The sequence below is a fragment of the Chitinophaga silvatica genome (assembly GCF_003419895.1).
Classification (GTDB): Bacteria; Bacteroidota; Bacteroidia; order Chitinophagales; family Chitinophagaceae; genus Chitinophaga; species Chitinophaga silvatica.
On sequence record NZ_QPMM01000001.1, the window covers coordinates 322,006 to 342,576 of the forward strand.

17 protein-coding genes are annotated in these 20,571 nt (G+C 41.4%); 8 read left to right on the forward strand and 9 right to left on the reverse strand.

Annotated elements, in window-relative coordinates; translation table 11 throughout:
• Positions 1-34 precede the first annotated feature (34 nt).
• From DVR12_RS01205 to purE, 4 genes are all read right to left on the reverse strand, one after another.
• On the reverse strand, positions 35-574 hold the full coding sequence (locus DVR12_RS01205) for an inorganic diphosphatase (protein ID WP_199417014.1): 540 nt from the start codon (positions 572-574) through the stop codon (positions 35-37).
• A 200-nt stretch (positions 575-774) separates the two neighbouring features.
• On the reverse strand, positions 775-1,254 hold the full coding sequence (locus DVR12_RS01210; RefSeq protein WP_116973628.1) for a DUF4878 domain-containing protein: 480 nt from the start codon (positions 1,252-1,254) through the stop codon (positions 775-777).
• A 215-nt stretch (positions 1,255-1,469) separates the two neighbouring features.
• The gene (locus DVR12_RS01215) at positions 1,470-2,426 is read right to left on the reverse strand and encodes a PhoH family protein (protein ID WP_116973629.1); all 957 of its coding nucleotides are present in this window, start codon (positions 2,424-2,426) and stop codon (positions 1,470-1,472) included.
• Positions 2,427-2,526: 100 nt separating this feature from the next.
• Positions 2,527-2,982 (reverse strand): 5-(carboxyamino)imidazole ribonucleotide mutase, encoded by a 456-nt coding sequence (purE, locus tag DVR12_RS01220; RefSeq protein ID WP_116973630.1) that lies wholly within the window; start codon positions 2,980-2,982, stop codon positions 2,527-2,529.
• Between the two features lie 253 nt (positions 2,983-3,235).
• Between purE and DVR12_RS01225 the strand changes: the two genes are divergently transcribed.
• Positions 3,236-5,881 (forward strand): PAS domain-containing sensor histidine kinase, encoded by a 2,646-nt coding sequence (locus DVR12_RS01225; RefSeq protein WP_116973631.1) that lies wholly within the window; start codon positions 3,236-3,238, stop codon positions 5,879-5,881.
• 9 nt (positions 5,882-5,890) lie between these two features.
• Entirely contained in the window at positions 5,891-6,280 is a 390-nt protein-coding gene (locus tag DVR12_RS01230) for a response regulator (protein WP_116973632.1), read from the forward strand.
• Here the strand turns inward: DVR12_RS01230 and rpe are convergent.
• From rpe to thrA, 5 genes are read right to left on the reverse strand one after another with little or no spacing between them, the layout of a single operon-like run.
• On the reverse strand, positions 6,261-6,926 hold the full coding sequence (gene rpe / locus DVR12_RS01235; protein WP_116973633.1) for a ribulose-phosphate 3-epimerase: 666 nt from the start codon (positions 6,924-6,926) through the stop codon (positions 6,261-6,263). The two genes, DVR12_RS01230 and rpe, sit on opposite strands and share 20 nt — an antisense overlap.
• A gap of 28 nt (positions 6,927-6,954) precedes the next feature.
• The gene (locus tag DVR12_RS01240; protein ID WP_116973634.1) at positions 6,955-7,962 is read right to left on the reverse strand and encodes a tetratricopeptide repeat protein; all 1,008 of its coding nucleotides are present in this window, start codon (positions 7,960-7,962) and stop codon (positions 6,955-6,957) included.
• 24 nt (positions 7,963-7,986) lie between these two features.
• Positions 7,987-9,282 (reverse strand): threonine synthase, encoded by a 1,296-nt coding sequence (gene thrC, locus DVR12_RS01245; protein WP_116973635.1) that lies wholly within the window; start codon positions 9,280-9,282, stop codon positions 7,987-7,989.
• 19 nt (positions 9,283-9,301) lie between these two features.
• Positions 9,302-10,228: a homoserine kinase gene (locus DVR12_RS01250; RefSeq protein ID WP_116973636.1), complete on the reverse strand. Its 927-nt coding sequence runs from the start codon at positions 10,226-10,228 to the stop codon at positions 9,302-9,304.
• A 41-nt stretch (positions 10,229-10,269) separates the two neighbouring features.
• Positions 10,270-12,711 (reverse strand): bifunctional aspartate kinase/homoserine dehydrogenase I, encoded by a 2,442-nt coding sequence (thrA, locus tag DVR12_RS01255; protein ID WP_116973637.1) that lies wholly within the window; start codon positions 12,709-12,711, stop codon positions 10,270-10,272.
• An 855-nt stretch (positions 12,712-13,566) separates the two neighbouring features.
• On the opposite strand from thrA, the gene DVR12_RS01260 reads away from it, so the two are divergent.
• The 6 genes from DVR12_RS01260 (at position 13,567) to DVR12_RS01290 (ending at position 20,550) form a co-directional block, all read left to right on the forward strand.
• Positions 13,567-14,724, forward strand: a complete 1,158-nt coding sequence (locus DVR12_RS01260) for a homogentisate 1,2-dioxygenase (RefSeq protein ID WP_116973638.1) — start codon at positions 13,567-13,569, stop codon at positions 14,722-14,724.
• A gap of 67 nt (positions 14,725-14,791) precedes the next feature.
• Entirely contained in the window at positions 14,792-15,922 is a 1,131-nt protein-coding gene (gene hppD, locus DVR12_RS01265) for a 4-hydroxyphenylpyruvate dioxygenase (RefSeq protein WP_116973639.1), read from the forward strand.
• Between the two features lie 203 nt (positions 15,923-16,125).
• Positions 16,126-16,932 (forward strand): hypothetical protein, encoded by an 807-nt coding sequence (locus tag DVR12_RS01270; protein WP_116973640.1) that lies wholly within the window; start codon positions 16,126-16,128, stop codon positions 16,930-16,932.
• Between the two features lie 266 nt (positions 16,933-17,198).
• Positions 17,199-17,948: a L,D-transpeptidase family protein gene (locus DVR12_RS01280; RefSeq protein WP_116973642.1), complete on the forward strand. Its 750-nt coding sequence runs from the start codon at positions 17,199-17,201 to the stop codon at positions 17,946-17,948.
• A 280-nt stretch (positions 17,949-18,228) separates the two neighbouring features.
• Complete coding sequence (locus DVR12_RS01285; RefSeq protein WP_116973643.1) at positions 18,229-18,804, forward strand: gluconate 2-dehydrogenase subunit 3 family protein; 576 nt, start codon at positions 18,229-18,231, stop codon at positions 18,802-18,804.
• 48 nt (positions 18,805-18,852) lie between these two features.
• A complete protein-coding gene (locus tag DVR12_RS01290) occupies positions 18,853-20,550 on the forward strand; it encodes a GMC oxidoreductase (protein WP_116973644.1) in 1,698 nt (565 codons plus the stop codon).
• Positions 20,551-20,571 lie beyond the last annotated feature (21 nt).

Sequence of the window (20,571 nt, forward strand, 5' to 3'; positions counted from 1 at the left end):
TTGCTTCTTTGCGAGAAACAAGCGAGCCAGCGAGCTAGCTTTGTTTGAAGATTTTACGGTAGTCTTCGAAGCTTTTAGTGATAATAGCTTCTGCTTTCACTTTATCCTGGAATTCTTCTACCACAACGGTTTTCTTCTCTAATTTTTTATATTCTTCGAAGAAATGGCGCATCTCATCGATGAAGTGAGGAGGTAACTCAGAAATATCGTTGATATAGTTTACGCTCATATCGTTAGCAGCAACAGCGATGATTTTATCATCGGCTTCACCGCCATCTACCATTTGCATAACGCCAATTACTTTAGCTTCGATGATGCACATAGGCACGCATTCTACCTGAGAAAGTACCAGGATATCCAGTGGATCATGATCATCGCAATAAGACTGTGGAATAAAACCGTAGTTGGCAGGGTAGTATACAGATGAATATAATACACGGTCCAGTTTCAAAAGACCGCTTTCTTTATCCAGTTCATATTTGGCACGGCATCCCTTTGGAATCTCTATAATAGCATTAACGATATGCGGCACTTCTGATCCAGGACTTACACTGTGCCAGGGATTTGTCATCATAATAAATCAACTTTACTTTGTATATAATTATTCTTTCGCTTAATGCAGCAGAAATAGGTTACTTTTCCTAAGTTCGTTGATATGGCTAGGTTTCCGGTATATAAAACTGGAAATCATCACCTATCCTTGCATTATTGCGAGGCAAAATTAAGGAACTAGGAGATAATTGTTAAAAATATCCTTTGCTTTCCCGAAGAAAATCAGTTTACTGGTATCTTGGTAGCGTTAGTAGCGGAGGAGTCGGCCTCTTCTTCTATCGTTGAATCAGCTGTATTACCTGATTGAGGCGTATAGTTAGGAATGATACTGTCAAATGTCAGTGATATTTTCCATTGTCCATTTTCTTTAACCATCTGTAATACCTCTTTTTGATGGGCAGAAGAGTTTAAGATAGTCACAGCAGCTTTATCACCGTTTTCTTCGATATTCACCACTTCAATCTTTGCATTCTTAATTTTTTCTCTTTCAGCCCCACTTCTGCGGCCGTCGAAGATTGCATAGATCTGAATTACCTGTTGAGATTCCTTTGTGGCATATTCTCTAGCCTGGTCGTAGTTCGAATCCTGAATGGCATGCATGAACGCTAGCGCTACCTCCTCCGGAGAAGCTCTTTTCTTACAACTACCCAACAGTATGGTTGTAAAGAGTGCCAGTGTTATGATTCGAAAAAATTTGGTCATGCGGTCGATAAATTATAGTATATCACAACAAAAATAGGGGTAAACTTCAATTCTGCAAAGTCAGGATCTATCGAATTGCTCATTCACAGGCTTCCGGACTGAATTTCCCACAGATGAACTTACGGCAATTGCCGTTAATAAAGCGTTAATATTTCAGGTTGGATTTAAATAAATCCGGTTCCCCTCCTGAGCTGGAAAGGAACCGGATTAATATCCTAACTATTCTTATGAGCGTCGTAGGCTTTAATAATAGCTTTAACCAAACGGTGTCTTACCACATCTTCTTCATCCAATTCCACATGCCCTATTCCATCTATATTACGTAAAATCCGGGTAGCCCTTTCCAAACCAGATTGCTGGTTTTTAGGCAAGTCGATTTGCGTAAGATCTCCGGTGATAATTGCTTGTGCGGAAGCGCCTATACGGGTTAGAAACATCTTGATCTGCAAGTCTGTGGCATTTTGCGCTTCATCCAGAATAATAAATGAATTATCGAGGGTACGTCCACGCATATACGCCAAAGGAGCAATTTCAATGATTCGGTTGGCCATATAATAACTGAGTTTCTCAGCGGGGATCATATCATCCAGTGCATCATACAACGGACGTAAATATGGATCGATCTTCTCTTTTAAATCTCCAGGCAGAAATCCCAGGCTTTCACCTGCTTCAACCGCCGGACGAGTAAGAATGATCTTTTTTACCGCCTTGTTTTTCAGTGCCCTTACAGCCAGTGCCACAGCTGTATAGGTTTTACCAGTACCAGCAGGGCCTATTGCAAATATTATATCGTTCTTCTCCGCCAGTGCTACCATTTTCTTCTGGTTACTGGTACGAGCCCGAACGGTACGACCATTAGGACCAAAAACTAATACTTCATTGGGATTGCGCTCACTGAAATTATCTATCCTTGCTCCTTCCTCATCTCCCAAAATCTGCTCAAAATAGTTCTCCGTCAGATTGCCATTTCGTTCCAGATATTTCACTATCTGATTGATCTTTTCTTCTGCTGTTGCCACTTCCTCCGGCGAACCACTCAACTTAAGCTGAGTACCTCTCGAAAGAATCTTAAGCAATGGGAACTTCTTCTTCAGCAGATCAAGCTTTCCGTTGTTAACACCGAAAAACTCTATGGGATTAATGCTGTCTAAATTGATAATGGATTCAGTCAATGATTCTATAGTTTAATTTTCCAGGAATATAATCGATACTTTCTATACCGAATTTATTTAATTATTGTGCAACCTGGACGACGTAGCTGTTAAGCTAATACTAAATTCTGTATCCGTTCTGTTTGAAGGATTCAACCTTAGCAGCAATATCTTTATTACCTAAGGCCAGAATACGTGCTGCCAATACAGCCGCATTACGCGCTCCCGCCTTTCCAACTGCTAATGTACCTACCGGTAATCCCGCTGGCATCTGTACGATAGAATATAATGCGTCAATTCCTCCAGGCAACCCGCCATCCAATGGAACACCTAGTACAGGGAGTGAGGTATAAGCCGATACAACTCCAGGTAAGGCTGCTGCCATACCCGCTGCGGCAATAATTACGCCAAACCCTTTTTCCTGCGCTGTAATACATAATTCTCTTACCTTATCCGGATTACGGTGCGCTGAAGCAACAATCATTTCATTTTCAATTCCAAAATACTGAAGGTGCTTCTGAGATTCTTCCATTACAGGTTTGTCACTCTCGGAACCCATGATAATCAAAACTTTCATTTGATAATATTTGTAAAAAATTAATGTAATAAATCATCCCAAAGATATTACTCGTTTGACAATTTCAGAAAATTGAAAATCCACAACGAGTGGATAAGAAATACTAAAATCTCCCCGCATTCCCGCTAATGGCCTATTACAATCATTCTCGTTATCATACATTTTCTTACTTTTATAGTAAATAATAGTGTTTTTTTATTATATAATGCCTACTTTGGGAATTGCTATACACAACGAATAGACTTGCTATCATATGAATGTAGTTAGGCTGGAACAGCACTACCGGTACTTACAGCATCTGGAAGCCGCTATCAATGCCTGTGCCTTTTCTGTTTCTATCGACGCATTAGGTATTGTTACTGCTGTAAATCTGCAGGTAACTACCTTATTGCATCAGTCGCCCGACCTCCTGATCGGCCGACCGCTTACCAGTATCCTCCCCCCCGAATCTCTCGTCCAATGGTACGATTGGTATTCGAAGGTGCTGGACGGTGCTTCCGTTAGCGGCGAAATAGGATTCAAATTGCCAGATAACTCCCCCCTCTGGCTCGAAGCCGGTTGCAGCCCTGTTTGTACCAACGACGGCCAGGTAGAAGGTTGTATTATCATCGGTATGGATATCACTTCCAAGAAATTGGCTGCTATTAAACGCGAACAAAACGAAATCTATTATAGCCAGGTACTCGAACACCTGCCCCTGGGCCTCCAACAATTCGGTACCAACGGCGAAAATATCGATATGAACAGCCGGCAACGTGAAATTTGGGGCGATGCCCATCCATTTTTCATAAATCCCGACTATAAATGGCTGCAAGACCCTTTCTACCGCCTGAACGGACTCGCAGCCATCTTTGAAGAAGCCAGAGATACCGGTAAAACAATCAAAAAAGAAATATTACTGCGTTACCGGGAGAAAAGAATCAGAAATATTACCCGACTTTATCCCGTGTATTTTGAAGCCACTGTTTTCCCGCTGACTGATAAAGCCAGAAACATGGCCAATTTATTTCTTATCCTCGATGATATTACCGAAAAGAAACTCTCTGAACTCAGCCTCCAGAAAAGTGAACGCCTCCTCGATAATATTATTGAAAACCTCCCGATAGGATATATCCAATTCGATAACTTCGGTTTTATAAGAAGAATCAATCAAACACAAAGAGTCTTCTTTAACTCCCCTAATCCCGCCATGCGACAGCCCTTCAATGTTATGAATGATGAACTGTCCATCGCTTTCGAATTGGATAAACTCTTTGCCCAGGCTCTCGATCAGAATAAAACCTTCAGAATAGAAAAGCGGATCGACTTCTCCCAGGATAGCAACTGGACCACCGTCGATCGTGAAGTATACCTGGATCTTACAGTGTTTCCCGTTGTTGAACCTGTAGATAAGGAAATGATAGTAGTGGCTCTGGTTAATGATATAACCGAAAAAAGAGCTCAGGAAGAAGAGAACAAGAAAAACCAGGTATTCCTGCAGCAAACCGGCAGCATCGGCAAGATCGGTGGCTGGGAACTGGATACGGATACCAGGTTTATGAGATGGACAGATCAATCTTACTTTATTCACGGTTGCCTGCCCCAGGAGGAAATCAGCTTACATAAAGCCCTCTCATTCTATTCTGCCGAGGCCAGAGAAAATCTGCAACAACTGCTGAAAAACTGTAGTGACACCGGCCGCCCTTTCGATGTGTATCTCAGCGTAGTGGCAAACGGACAGCAAAAAAGAGTGAGATATATCGGCCAGCCTGGCTATGAAGATGGCAGACTGGTAAGAATATACGGAGTAGTGCAGGACGTAACCGAGCAACTGGAGATCAAGGATGCGCTGACACGGAATACAGAACTGATGCGCCTCTTCTTCGATACGATAGATATGGGCTACGCAGCTATGGAAAAGAACGGAAACCTGAACTTCCTCAATAGAAAGGCAGAGAAAATGATAGGGCACTCTGTGGCTATCGGCAGCAATATCTTTGAAGAATTTCCCCGTTTATCCGGTACCGTATTTTATCCGCGCCTGCAGGAATGTATCGAACAACAAACTTCACAATCCTTTGGTATCTACTTCTCCGGTGCCGATAAATGGTACGACTTCCTGCTAACACCCATGCAGGATGGAGGAATCTCCGTTTTTATGCGGGATATAACTGATAGCCGTAAACTACAGAAGGAACTGAGAAAAGCAAATGAACAATTATCCAATCTGAATAAAAATCTTGTTAACCAGAATAAGCAACTGGAAGATTTTGCCCATATTACATCCCATAACTTAAGAGCGCCAATTGCAAATCTGAAAGCTTTAATGGTCATGCATAACGAAGCATCTTCCCAACATGAGAGAGAGCTTTATCTGAGCATGCTTCACGAAGTAATTAAGAAAATCGATGAAACACTAAATGACCTGGTAGAAGTAGTGCAGATACGGAAGGATGTAAATGTTGAAAAGGAAAAACTGCTGTTTGCAGAACGTTTGCAAAAGGTAATGGATATATTATTGGTAGATATAGAAACCAGTAACATCAAAATTACGTATAACTTTGAGGCAGCACCTTTTATAGAATATCCTAAAGTATATTTAGATAGTATTCTTCAGAACTTTATTACTAATGCTATTAGATATCGTTCTCCGGATCGGGATCCAGCCTTGCATTTAGAGACAACAAAAGTAAATGAAAGTATTATTTTAACGGTTCAGGACAATGGGATAGGGATAGATATGGAGCGATTTGGAAATAAACTATTTGGATTCCGTAAAACTTTCCACAAGAATAAGGATGCAAAAGGAATAGGTTTATTTATTACCAAAACTCAGGTGGAAGCCATGGGAGGCAACATTAAAGCAGAAAGCCATCCGGGAGAAGGAACAAAATTTATTATTACTTTTAGAACTGAATAAACCCCCTTTATGAAGTTGCTCAACATGATTTTTATTGTAGATGATGACCCGATTCACCAGCAGATTGCTAAAATCATGATCGAACGTCAGGCTATCAGTACAGGTATCAGAGTATTTTCTGATGCCCAGGAGGTGTTAGACTATCTCCGGGATAAATCCGGAGATAGTGAGGCTTTGCCTGATCTCATATTACTCGATCTAAATATGCCAGTGATGGATGGTTGGGAGTTTCTGGAAGAATATGCCTTGTTCTGTCAGCAGTTGCCTAAGCAAATAAAAATCTTTGTACTAACATCCTCTATCGATGAAAAAGATAGGGAAAGAGTTGCAGGCTATAGTTTTGTTACCGGTTATCTAACTAAACCATTGTCGAAAGAAATCATTTCCCACTTATCTTAAGCAAGTGTATGGTTGCCTCCGGATCAGGAGAGGCGAATATTGCACTGCCAGATACTAAAACATTAGCACCTGTCTTAATCAATTGTGCCGCATTAGAGAGTTCTACTCCTCCGTCAACCTGTATTAATGCCGTTGATCCGGTATCTGCAATCAACTGTTTTACCTGTCGGATCTTGTTATAGGTTTGCTCTATAAATGTTTGCCCTCCAAAACCAGGGTTAACACTCATTACCAATACTATATCAATGTCCTGTATAATGTTTTCAAGCATTACAACCGGAGTATGTGGATTTAAAGCAACTCCGGCACGCATTCCGAGGTTTTTGATCTGCTGTATATTTCTATGTAAATGCACGCAGGCTTCTACATGCACGGTCAGGCTATCTGCCCCCGCTTTTTTAAAGGCCTCTGCATATTTTTCAGGTTCTTCTATCATCAGGTGTACATCCAGCGGCTTTTTCGCCAGCTTCTTAATCTGCGATATCACCGGCAGCCCATAGCTGATATTAGGCACAAAACGCCCATCCATCACATCTAAATGGAACCAATCCGCTTCGCTGCGGTTTACCATTTCAACGTCTTTACCCAGCTCCAGAAAATTGGCCGCCAGTAAAGAGGGTGCTACTAAAACAGGATTTTTTTCCAAATGCACTGAGTTTTTGTGTATTGTAAATTTAAGAATTTAGTTTTTTTAAGGCTGCCAGGGCTTCTTTAAAATCTTTTTTAAATGAAGCGGCTTTAGAATAGTCTTCTATTGCCAGTTCTTTTTTGCCTAGCTCTTCCTGGCATACAGCCCGGTAATAATAAGCCCAGGCATCGGTAGGAGCCGATTTAGCCGACAGATTAAAATAGGTATATGCTGTTTTATAGTCTTTCTTATTCAGATAAATTTTACCCAATGCCATATATGCCCCGGTAAATCCAGGATCTGCTACTACACATTGTTTATAAGCCTGAATCGCCCCATTCGTATTATCTAATTCTTCCTGATATCTTCCTACCTCATACAGCGGATGGGCATTGGTAGTATCCAGCCTCCAGGCCAGCATATAGTAATTTAATGCCATTGGGGCTTTGCGGCTTCTAAGCAGATCGGCCAGTTCCATTACGGCTTCAAATTCAGGCGCCTGACCTGCGGCATGAATAGCCGAAGTAAGATGCTTGATGGCTGTAACTGTATCCTGTCTGTCTTCTGCTATACGGGCTTTCAGATAAAAGGCTTTATCTCTGCCTTCCGCACTTTGAGCCAGAATATTAGCCAAACTGTCTGCCGATTCGTATTGCTTATTCTCGATCCAGGCGGTAGCTAACCTGTATTCCAGGTACGTATAACCAGGTGAGTTGGTAAGGGCATGCTGAAAATTGACAGCTGCCTTTTTAAAATCATTAATGACCAAAGCCGCTTCCCCGGCTCCCGCCCAGTAATCCGTAGTGGTGGGAGAAAGACTGGCAGCCTTTTCAAAATCGATCAACGATAACTTTGGATCTGTATTGAATAATAGGAGGGCACGACGATAATAAAGTTCAGGCTTCTCAGGGAATTGTTGGATAGAGTCGGTAACCGGGCGTACAATATCACTATACAAAGCAGAATCCACTGATTCTACTACCGGTTGCCGGGTGCCGGCATTGTTACATGCCGCTGCACCCATCAATAAGATAAGGACTGGTAAATATTTCATACTGGCTTCAAAACTACATAATCCTTATCGCATTAACCAGTTTTTGAATGTTATATAATCAGTCGATAGCAGTGTTGATTGTTTCTCTTTATGGTAAAGCGACATTACTTTAGCCGGTGTATAAATTTCCTCCCTGATAGAACGGGGAGCTGTATCTTCAAATTTCACAGGATGGGCTGTTTCCAGGAACACGCCAGTAAGCTCGGGAGAGTATTGTAAATACTTTTGTAATCCGAGGAATCCTACCGCCCCATGTGGATCGAGCATATAGTGGTTTTCCTTCCAAACCTGCTCCATCGTTCTGCTGGTTTCTTTATCTGTAAAACTATATGAACTTAGCTTTTGCTGTAAGGAAGGCAGACTATTGTTAAATAACTCAAGGATTCTGACGAAATTGCTTGGATCAGCTACGTCCATTGCATTGGATAGTGTAGGTACAGCCTTGTGAGGGGTATACTCTCCATTTTGCATAAACCGGGGGATAGTATCATTTACATTTGTTGAGGCAACAAAATGCGATACTGGCAATCCCATAGCTGCAGCCATCATACCTGCACATATGTTTCCAAAATTGCCGCTTGGAACAGAGAATACCAGGTTGGGATGTGCGGCCTTCATTTGCTTATAAGCAAGGAAGTAATAGAACATTTGAGGGAGCCAACGCGCAACATTAATACTATTAGCACTTGTAAGTGGCCTGTGTTGCTGTAACTCCTGATCCAGAAACGCTGTTTTTACCAGCTTTTGGCAATCATCAAAAGTACCCTGGATTTCCAGTGCATGGATATTCTTTCCAAGGGTGGTAAGTTGTTTTTCCTGTAATACACTTACCTTTTTAGAAGGATATAATATTACAACTTCTACTCCGGGTACATTATAGAAACCGCTGGCAACAGCACCTCCGGTATCCCCACTGGTGGCAACCAATACAGTTACAGGGTCTTTACTGTTTCTTCTGAAATACCCCAGACAACCAGCCATAAATCTGGCACCCACATCTTTAAATGCAAGGGTAGGGCCATGAAATAGTTCCAAAGCATAAGTATGACCCGTTACTTTTTGGATAGGAAACTGAAAGCTAAGCGTATCAGCCACTATTTTTCGCAAGGCTTCCTCAGGAATTTCAGATCCGATAAACGGGCTAATTACTTTATACCCGATTTCATGATCTGAATAATCGTGAAGGTTTTCTATGAAGGAAGGATCCAGCGTAGGAATCTGTTCCGGAAAATATAAACCTTTGTCTGGTGCCAATCCCTGAACTACTGCTGTTTCAAAATTTACCTGATGTGCTTTATTATTTAAACTGAAGTATTTCATGTAACGTTCTTTTTAGAATTTATCCTATCACTTTCACACCTTCGGTATTGATCTGTGATACATATATTTTATAGTCCACTCCTAATGGGGCATACACATCATTCATAGTGGCAGCTACTTTTCTTGCATTTTCTTCTCCCTGGCTCAACATAAAAACTGATGGGCCGGAACCTGAAATACCTCCGCCTAAAGCGCCTGCTTCTTTGCATTTCAACTTTAATTCATGAAAGGCAGGGATAAGAATAGAACGTATAGGCTCTACTATTACATCTTCGAGGGAGCGGGATATCAGGTCATAATTTTCCTGATACAAACCGGCTACCAGAGCAGCAACATTTCCCCATTGCTTGATGGCATCGGTCATTAAAATTTTTTGCTTTAAAATTTCCCTTGCATCAGAAGTCTTTACTTCTATCTGTGGGTGAATAACTGTTACCCAAAGATCTTTAGGTGTATGAATAGTAGTTATATCTAATGGTCTGTAACTTCTAACTAAAGTAAATCCACCTAAGATAGCCGGGGCAACATTGTCGGCATGTGCCGCGCCGCTGGCAAGCCTTTCACCTTCCATGGCAAACCTTACCAGTTGTTTTCTGGTAAAAGGTTCTCCCAGCAGCTGATTTACAGCTACAACTGCACCGGCACTGCTGGCGGCACTGGAACCAATACCACTGCCGGGATGAATGTTCTTAAATATCTCTACATCGAATCCAACTTTTGTGGCTTCATATTTCTGTAATAATGCCTGAATGGCAACACCGGCAACATTTTTAGCCGGGTCCAGCGGCAGGTCGGCACCATGAATGGCACTAATACGGATTCCCGGAGTATCTGAGCGCTTAACGATCATCTCATCGCCAGGTGCATTTAATGCCAACCCAATTACATCAAATCCACATGCCACATTAGCAACTGTTCCGGGGGCAAATACTTTTATACTATCCATATACTCATTGATTAGGTCTGTTTGAAGAATTGGTTTAATTATTATCTGGCACTGCGAATAATATCTGCAAAGATTCCTGAAGCTGTTACATCTGCTCCGGCCCCTGCTCCTTTCACAATTAATGGTTGATCTTTGTACCTGGTAGTAGTATATAATACGATATTGTCTTTCCCTTCGAGTTGATAAAAAGGATGGGAAGGCGCAATGCTTTGCAGGCCAACAGATGCTTTACCATTTTCATATCTGGCAACAAACTTTAAGCGTTTGCCTTCTTTATCTGCAGCAATTCTCAGATCCTGGAAATGATTTGAAAAAGTATCGAGAGTATCATAGAAATCGGCGACGGAAGGAGCATCCAGGCATTCGGCCGGGAGGAAAGAATGATTGGTAATTTCATCCATTTCAATGGCGGCACCACTCTCACGGGCAAGGATCAATATTTTGCGCATTACGTCCTTACCACTTAAATCAATTCTCGGATCTGGTTCGGTGTATCCTTCATCCTGTGCAGCCTTAACTACTTCCTTAAAGCTGGCACCATTTACGAAATGATTGAATACAAAATTCAGACTACCGGATAATACAGCTTCAATACTGTGAACCTTGTCTCCGCTTCTTACCAGGTCGTTGAGGGTGTTGATTACTGGTAATCCGGCTCCCACATTGGTTTCGAACAGGAAGGATGCATTGTATTTTCTGGCCAGGTCTTTCAACTTTTTATAGTAGGAATAGTCGGAAGAACACGCTATTTTATTGCAGGTAACAACAGAAATACCGTGTTGCAGGAACTCGTGATAAGTGGCTGCAACTTCTTCGCTGGCGGTATTATCAACAAATACGCTATTTCGTAAGTTGAGAGATTTTATTTCAGTTACAAACTCACTGGTACTCATTCTGCTTCCTGTAGCCAATTGCTGACGCCATTCAGATAATGAAATGCCGGTAGGATTAAATACACAATGCTTACTGTTTGCGAGCGCAATAACTCTTATTTGTAAACCAAGTTCCTGTTGCAGGTATTGCTGTTGTTGTTCTAATTGCTCGAGTAGTTTACCACCTACATTTCCGACACCTGCAATGAAGAGGTTTACCTGTTTCAGAGGAGCTTCAAAGAAAGTTTCATGCATCAGGTTCAATGCTTTTCTGAGATCGGCTTTATTGATTACGGCGGAGATATTCTTTTCGGTAGAACCCTGGGCAATTGCGCGTACATTCACACCATTTCTGCCAAGAGTGCCAAACAAGCGGCCGCTGGTACCATGATGATTTTTCATGTTGTCGCCAACCACTGCAACAATGCACAGATCCTTTTCCACAATAAGGGGAGCTATTCTTCTTTCCAGTATTTCCTGTGCAAACTCACTATCTACTGCGGATTTGGCTTTCAGCATTTCAGCTTCATGGATTCCTACAGTAATTGAGTGTTCGGAGGAGCTTTGGGTGATTAAAATAACGTTGATGCGCTCGTGTAATAATGCTTCAAACAAACGTTTGGAGAATCCGGGGATACCCACCATTCCGCTTCCTTCCAGGGTTAGGAGTGCGATATTCTGAATGCCGGAAATACCGGTTACAGGGTAGCTTTTATCAGTGTTATCCTGAATTAAGGTACCATGATCTTCCGGTGCGAAAGTATTTTTAATCCAGATAGGAATACGTTTGTTCATCACCGGCTGAATGGTAGGAGGATAGATCACCTTTGCACCGAAATGGGAAAGTTCCATTGCTTCTACATAAGAGATATGAGAAATAGGGATAGCTTGTGAAACAATCCTTGGATCGGCGGTCATCATTCCGCTGACGTCTGTCCATATATCCAATACAGAAGCATTAACAGCGGCTGCAATGATGGCGGCAGTATAATCAGAACCTCCGCGGCCTAATGTAGTAGTTTCACCGTCGGCGGAAGCGGCAACGAATCCGGGCAATACTACATAATCGGCTGCTTGTTGAGCAAAGTATTGCGCGATATTATGATTGGTAGTGGGAAAGTTTACTGCTGCATGTCCGAAGTTGGAGTCGGTAACAATGAGTTCTCTGCTGTCTTTACAGGTAGCATTGAATCCGAGTACTTTCAGTTTTTCGGCTACAATTACGCAGGAGAGAAGTTCGCCATAACTCATGATTTTATCCAGTGATCTGGTACTGAGTTCGGCTACCTGATAGATGCCATCACAAAGCGTTTCGAGGGCATTTAGTTTCTTTTTAAGTTGGCTGATCTGGCTGCTTTGAGCGGTAATCGGGAAGAGTTGGCGGATAGTATCGAGGTGCCGGTTTTCTATTTCCTGGAGTATCTCTTTATAAGACTCCTGGCCTTTTTCAGCTTGTTGTCCGCAACGTATAAGCATATCGGTTACCCCACCCAGAGCTGAAACAACGATAGCATATCTGCCGGCAGGCTTATGTTTTTGTAGGATTAAACAAACTTGTTCTATTGCTTTGGCGCTTCCGACGGAAGTTCCTCCGAATTTTAATACTTGCATATGGAAATTTTATACGTAGAAAGTAGTTCCGGGAACCTCTCCCGGTTTGGTATACCACATTTGTGGTCGCTGGCTTATATGTGAAAACTAACCCCGTACTGGGGTAATTGTAATGGTAGACGTTGTAGCAATAGTGCCCGTGATCACCGATGTAATAGCGGTAATGGCTGAGGATTGATATGTAGAAAACGGTTTCACTATTGAAAAATGACGATTGTGTAACAAAAGTCTATAATTACAACGGTAAATAAAAGTGCAGTGGCGATTTTTTGAAATGTTTTAAATTTTGGGTTTTTTGTTTGAATGTTTTTATAAATCGATGTTTTTATTTTGATTTTTATATTATTTGATGTGTTTTTGTTGAAATGAATGAAAGTGAATTGGTTTTAATATATAAATTCAATGACGTTTTTATGACAATAAAATCGGTTTTTTATAAATCAGGAAGAAGAGTTGATAATAAAAATGCAGAGAGGTGTTAAGTAATTTTATTTTTAATATTCCAAATTATTCCCCTACCTTAGTCTCTTAAACTTCAGCCACTTGTCCATTTCTCTGAAATATACAAGCAATAGTCAGCTTAACTACTACTTTCTCATGGCCACTCTCGCCATGGATTCGACTTTGGCGTAACCTTTCCTTTCTGTTTATTGATTTTTAATTCATTTGCTATACGGCATAGGTGCAATATTTGCTGCACTATAGTCTATAAGCTTCGGATTTTCTCATTAGGCATACATCCTTATCGCAGGCAATTTGTTATTGATTTTAAACATACACCAGATTACAATCAATTCAACATATACCAAACAATTACATCATACACCAGACAATCTATCTTAAAAAACATCCGTTATGCCACATTATTATAAACTCGGACAAATACCGCATAAGCGACACACCCAGTTTCGTAAGCCGGATGGGCAACTCTATTCCGAGCAATTGTTTTCAACTGAAGGATTTTCCAGCAATTCAAGCCTGCTATACCATTGTCATCCGCCTACCGAAATAGTAAAAGTAGATGAGCCGTACTCTGTAGCACCTAAAGTTGCTGAAGAAAAAATGTTAAAACACCGCAGCTTTACCGGTTTTAACATCAAACCAACAGATGATTTCATGGAAAGCAGAAAACCAGTACTCGTGAATAACGACCTTCATATTGTACTGGCCGCTCCACGGAAAAGTATGGAAAGTTATTTCTATAAAAATGCCGACGCAGATGAAATGATCTTTGTGCATGAAGGAACCGGCGTACTTAAAACGCAATACGGACAACTCTCTTTCGGCTATGGCGATTATCTGGTTATCCCAAGAGGTACTATTTATCAGATCCATTTCGATACACCTGATAACAGACTGTTTATAGTTGAATCATTTAGTCCTATTCGTTATCCTAAAAGATATCTCAGCAAGTACGGACAACTACTCGAACATGCACCTTTCTGCGAAAGAGATATTCGCCAGCCTCAAAACCTCGAAACCTTTGATGAAGAAGGCGATTTCCTTATCCGTATAAAAAAGAAAGGAATCATTTATCCCATCCATTACAAACATCATCCTTTTGATGTAATAGGCTGGGATGGATGCGAATATCCGTTTGCATTTTCTATTCACGACTTTGAACCGATTACTGGCAGAGTGCATCAGCCCCCTCCGGTACACCAGACTTTTGAAGGAAACAACTTCGTTGTTTGCTCTTTCTGCCCCCGACTTTTTGATTACCATCCACAAGCAATTCCTGCTCCTTATAATCACAGTAATATAGATAGTGATGAGGTATTGTATTATGTAGATGGCGATTTTATGAGCCGTAAGCATGTTGTGAGAGGTATGATCACATTGCATCCTGCCGGCATTCCTCACGGACCACATCCGGGAGCTGTAGAAAAAAGCATCGGTGCTAAGGAAACAAAGGAATTAGCAGTAATGGTGGATACTTTTCATCCGCTTCAAATTACTGCCGACGCATTGGATATTGAAGATGGCAGCTATGTAATGAGCTGGGCAGAGTAACACATCAATATAAAAGTTACAACAAATCATAAACCAACTAACTAATAACCAAAACAATTTTAAAGTGATGGAAACTGCATTGAAATCTGCGAAAGAACAATCAGGATTGCAAGATTTTTTACCACTCAACGGTACAGATTATGTTGAGTTTTATGTAGGCAACGCCAAACAAGCAGCTCATTTCTATAAAACTGCTTTCGGCTTTCAATCTGTTGCCTATGCCGGCCCTGAAACCGGGGTGAGAGACAGAGCCTCATATGTTCTCGTACAAAACAAATTACGCTTTGTACTCACTACCTCCCTGCTGCCGGATGGCGATATCACTCACCATGTTACCAAACACGGTGATGGTGTTAAAGTATTGGCATTATGGGTAGATGATGCCCGCTCTGCCTATGAAGAAACAGTAAAAAGAGGCGCTACTCCCTATATGGAACCTACCGTTGAAAAAGACGAATTTGGTGAAGTAGTTAGAAGTGGAATACGCACCTATGGCGATACCGTTCATATTTTCGTAGAACGTAAAAATTACAAAGGTCTTTTCCTCCCTGGATATAAAGAATGGAAAACAGAGTATAATCCAACTGATACAGGTTTACAATACGTAGACCATTGCGTTGGTAATGTTGGTTGGAATGAAATGAATACCTGGGTAGAGTTTTACGAAAGAGTAATGGGCTTTAAAAACCTGATTTCTTTCGATGATAAAGACATTTCTACCGAGTATTCTGCCCTCATGAGTAAAGTTATGAGCAATGGAAATGGTAGGGTTAAATTTCCTATCAACGAACCAGCCGAAGGAAAGAAAAAATCGCAGATCGAAGAGTATCTCGACTACTACGGCGGCCCTGGTGTTCAGCACGTAGCTATCGCCACCAACGACATCATTAAAACCGTTGGTGAATTACAGAAAAGAGGAGTAGAATTCCTTAAAGTACCTTCTTCTTACTACGAAACCCTGCTTGAAAGAGTTGGGCATATAGATGAAGAAATTAAACCTCTTCAGGAACTGGGTATCCTCGTAGATCGCGATGATGAAGGATATCTGCTCCAGATCTTTACTAAACCGTTACAAGACAGACCTACCGTTTTCTTTGAAATTATTCAGCGTAAAGGTGCTCAGTCATTTGGTAAAGGAAACTTTAAAGCTTTATTCGAGTCAATCGAACGGGAACAGGCTTTAAGAGGAAATCTATAGGCTTTCATTGCTGAAGGTTACATAATCTGTTAATACAGGGGGATGCAATAGAAGGCATCCCCCTTTTTTTTCTAATAGTACTCCTAATAAAAGTTAATTTTTCATAATATGTTATTTTTTCATTAACTTAAAACCCTGTAGACCCATTAGCCCGTATATATCGACCGAACGCCACCTTTAGATTATTTTAATTTTTAAAACCTATGCTACGCAAATCTCTGACTCATGGAGTCATCTGCGCCTCTTTGGCCGCATCATTTACCTTGTTCTCTGCTTTCAATACAGGCAGTAATTTCGAAACCTATCTTTATAAGGTCATTTCACCTGCCGGACAAACTACAATGGAGTATAATCCGGATAAGACATTAAAGAAAATAATTCAGCAACAGGGAACAGGGTCCGAAAAGTATGCAGTGGTACAAATACCGGTATACGAAAATGGCCGGATTGTTAAAACACTGTTGGCAGAAGAATCGGGAGCCGACGAAGAGCTGTATAAAACCTTCGAATACAATTCGGCAGGTCAGCTGACCAGGATTAACTCTTACCGTCAAAATGCCTTAATTGCCATAGATTCCCTGGTTTATAACGCAGACGGACAACTAAGTACCCGATATTTATCTGGTTTACAGGCTTCTACGAAGCAAATAGTTCAGAATGGGTATCAGGAATGGAACTGGGATAAGGAGGGTAATGTAACAGAAGTAGCTACGTATGGTAAACAGCCGGGGTATAGCAAATTTGTGAATACCTCCACCACTTCCTACACTTACGATAACAAGCAAAATCCTAAACAGCAAAGAGATCTGGCCCTGATCCTCGATGCCGGAGCAGCCAGTTTATCGGCTCATAACGTGCTTTCTGAAACAATCAGTTCACCTACTTCCTCCCGGGATATTAAAAACACCTGGACTTATGCCTATAATGCCGGAAAATTTCCAGTAAAAGCCACGCTGAACGCGGGATTAGACGGAAGTACCATAAAACTGGAATGGATAAAGCTACAGTAAAGGAATAAACACTTAACTTTACGACAATAATTAAAAGTATTGTTCCGTTTTTTATGAGGATACAGACACTGTTCGGGATACTGTTTTTGTTGGGAGGTATTTTTCAAGCTTTTACTGCTATACTGATCTATCAAGGGCATAAACATTATATACTTAAAATCGCGAACCGTAAGGTTGGGATGATTGTATATTTTATTATTGCATTTGTGTTATTTTTCCTTGCATATACGAATCTGGTATAAATTAAAATTTTGTTGTATTAGTGTATGAAGCGACTTGTTGTTATGGTGTTGCTATTGCTGGGCGCGGGCCAAATTTTTGCTCAGCAATCATTTTTAGAAAACCAAAAAATGTTCCCTAAAGTAGGGGAGGCCTATCGTATAAAGGAAGAGCTTCTTAAAAAGGAGTTTGAAAAGAAAGGGTTGGCTTATCCGGCCAGGTATATCTTTGTACGCTCTTTTAAGTTGGATAGTGAGATGGAAATCTGGGTTAAAAATAATCCGGCCGATACATTTCGTTTATTCAAAAGCTATAGAGTATGTACGCTTTCCGGAAAAATGGGCCCTAAACGCAAGGAAGGTGACAGACAGGTACCAGAAGGCTTCTACTACATCAACGATTTTAATCCGAACAGTAATTACCATTTATCACTGGGTATCAACTATCCCAATTTCTCTGATCGCATCCTAAGTGACCAGAAAACTCCGGGTGGGGAAATCTATATTCATGGTAACTGCATCACAGTTGGGTGCATTCCGCTTACCGACGAATTTATTGACGAAGTATATATTCTCGCAGTGAACGCTAAGAACGCAGGCCAGGACTTTATTCCCGTGCATGTATTCCCTGTAAAATTCAATAACGCAGGATCTATGAACTATCTTGGAACGTTTACTCTAACAGATAATACTTCCAAACAATTCTGGACAGAACTGAGAAATGCATACGACTACTTCGAAAAACATCATCGCCTGCCAGTAGTATTGGTAGATGATAAAGGGAAATATGTAATGTAACTCGCGTTGCTCGTTTTTGTTTCACGCAACGGCGCGGAGATTAATATTAAGGGGCTTAAGGATCGAAGCGAATGTTTTTAAGGACTCCCGTTAGGTTTCAATCATAAGGAAACCAGTCGGTAGTTCTTAATAGTATTCGTTTCGATCCTTAAGCCCCTTAATATTAATCTCCGCGCCGTTGCGGGCAATACCAGCGAGCCTGCGAGCCTATCAATAAAAAAGTTGGTTTTCAGAAATTTTTTTTCTTACCTTGTTTTAAGGTCAAATCAATTAACTATCTATGCAGAGAAGAGAAGCCATACGGAATGTGGCCATTTTATTAGGTACTGCCATTTCCGCTTCCACGTTATCAGCTTTAGAAAGCTGTACTGGTTCCGCTCCAAAGAATTACGACTTACATAAGCCAGAAACCAAGGCATTGCTGGCAGAAATAGCGGAAACCATTTTGCCGAAAACAAATACTCCCGGCGCTAAAGATGCCAAAGTAGAAGAGTTTATCATCGTAATGATGAACGATTGCTACAAAAAAGAGGATCAGCAAAATTTCCTTGATGGCCTGAAGAAGATTGACGATGCCAGCCGTAAAGAATTTAAAGCCGGGTTCATGGACATTACACCTGAACAACGCACCCAACTTTTAACAAAGATTGAACAAACGCGCGTCGATTATAACAAACGTAAGGATAAAAAAGAAGGTGACCCTACTCACTACTTCCAGTATCTGAAAGAGTTAACCCTCCTGGGTTACTTCACCTCAGAACCGGGTGCTACCAAAGCATTGCGTTATGTAGCTATCCCTGGAAAATACGAAGGTTGTATTCCATACACCAAAGGTGAAAAAGCCTGGGCCATGTAATACATCCCTATGGATGCCAACTTCTATTTTTATTTTTAAATCATCGTTATGAACCTGAATTTAAAAGCACAGGAACAGAATACTTATGACGCTATCGTTATAGGTTCTGGTGTTAGTGGTGGCTGGGCTGCTAAAGAGCTTACCGAAAAAGGATTGAAAGTGCTAATGCTCGACAGAGGTAAACAACTGGAGCATGTGAAAGACTACGATACCGCTACCAAAAACCCTTGGGAATTTCCTCACCGCGGCAGAATTACCGTAGATCAACGTGAAACCCACCCTAAATTAAGCCGCGATTACCCATATAGTGAACACAACGAAAAATATTGGATCAACGATTCTCAAAGTCCATATAACGAAGTAAAACGTTTCGATTGGTACCGCCCGGATATCGTTGGTGGTAAATCTATCATGTGGGGCCGCCAATCATATCGACTTAGCGATATCGATTTCACGGCAAACCTGAAAGATGGTATTGCGGTTGACTGGCCTATCAGATACAAGGATATTGCTCCATGGTACGATTATGTTGAGAAATTTGCCGGGATCAGTGGTACAAAAGAAGGTCTTCCTCAATTACCTGATGGCCAGTTTATGCCGGCAATGGAAATGAACTGCGTGGAAAAAGACCTGAAAAAGAATGTAGAATCTAAGTTCAAAGGCCGTATCATCACCATGGGTCGGGTGGCCAATATCACCGAGAAATTGCCAGGCCGCGAAAAATGCCAGTATCGCAACCTCTGCAGCCGTGGTTGTCCTTTTGGTGCTTATTTCAGTACTCAGTCTTCTACCCTCCCTGCTGCAATGGCAACAGGTAATCTTACTCTTCGCCCTGATTCTATCGTAAATTCTGTGATTTATGACGAGAAACAAGGTAAAGCTACCGGTGTAAAAGTAATTGATAAACATACCAAGCAGGAAGTAGAATATTATGCTAAAATCATCTTTATAAATGGTTCTACCCTAGGTTCTACCTTCGTAATGCTCAACTCTATTTCTTCCCGCTTCCCTAATGGCTTGGGTAACGATAGTGGTGTATTGGGTAAATACCTGATGGATCACCACTTCCGTACCGGTGCTTCCGGAACCGCTGAAGGATATGATGATAAATATTATTTCGGTCGTCGCGCTAATGGTATTTATGTGCCTCGTTACCGCAATATCGGAAATGATAAACGCGACTATATCCGTGGTTTCGGTTATCAGGGTGGTGCCAGCCGTCAGGGTTGGAGCCGCGGTATTGCTGAAATGGGTGTAGGTAAAGACTTTAAGGATATGATCGAAGAACCTGGTAAATGGTCGGTAGGCCTTGGCGGATTTGGAGAATGTTTGCCATATGAAAACAACATGGTAACACTCGATACTTCAGTTAAGGATGCATGGGGCCAGCCAGTGCTGAAGTTCGATGCAGAATTCAGAGAGAACGAGAAAAAGATGCGTGTTGATATGATGAATGATGCCGCCGAAATGCTGGAAGCTGCTGGTATGAAGAATGTGAAAACATACGATAACGGTTCATACCCTGGTATGGCTATTCACGAAATGGGAACCGCTCGTATGGGCCGCGATCCTAAAACTTCCATACTGAACGGTTTTAATCAGATGCATGCAGTGAAAAACGTATTTGTTACGGATGGGGCTAGCATGACTTCCGCTTCCTGCGTGAATCCTTCACTTACTTATATGGCGCTCACAGCAAGAGCTGTTGATTATGCCGTAAAGGAACTGAAGAAAGGAAATATCTGATAACGATAGTAACATGATTAA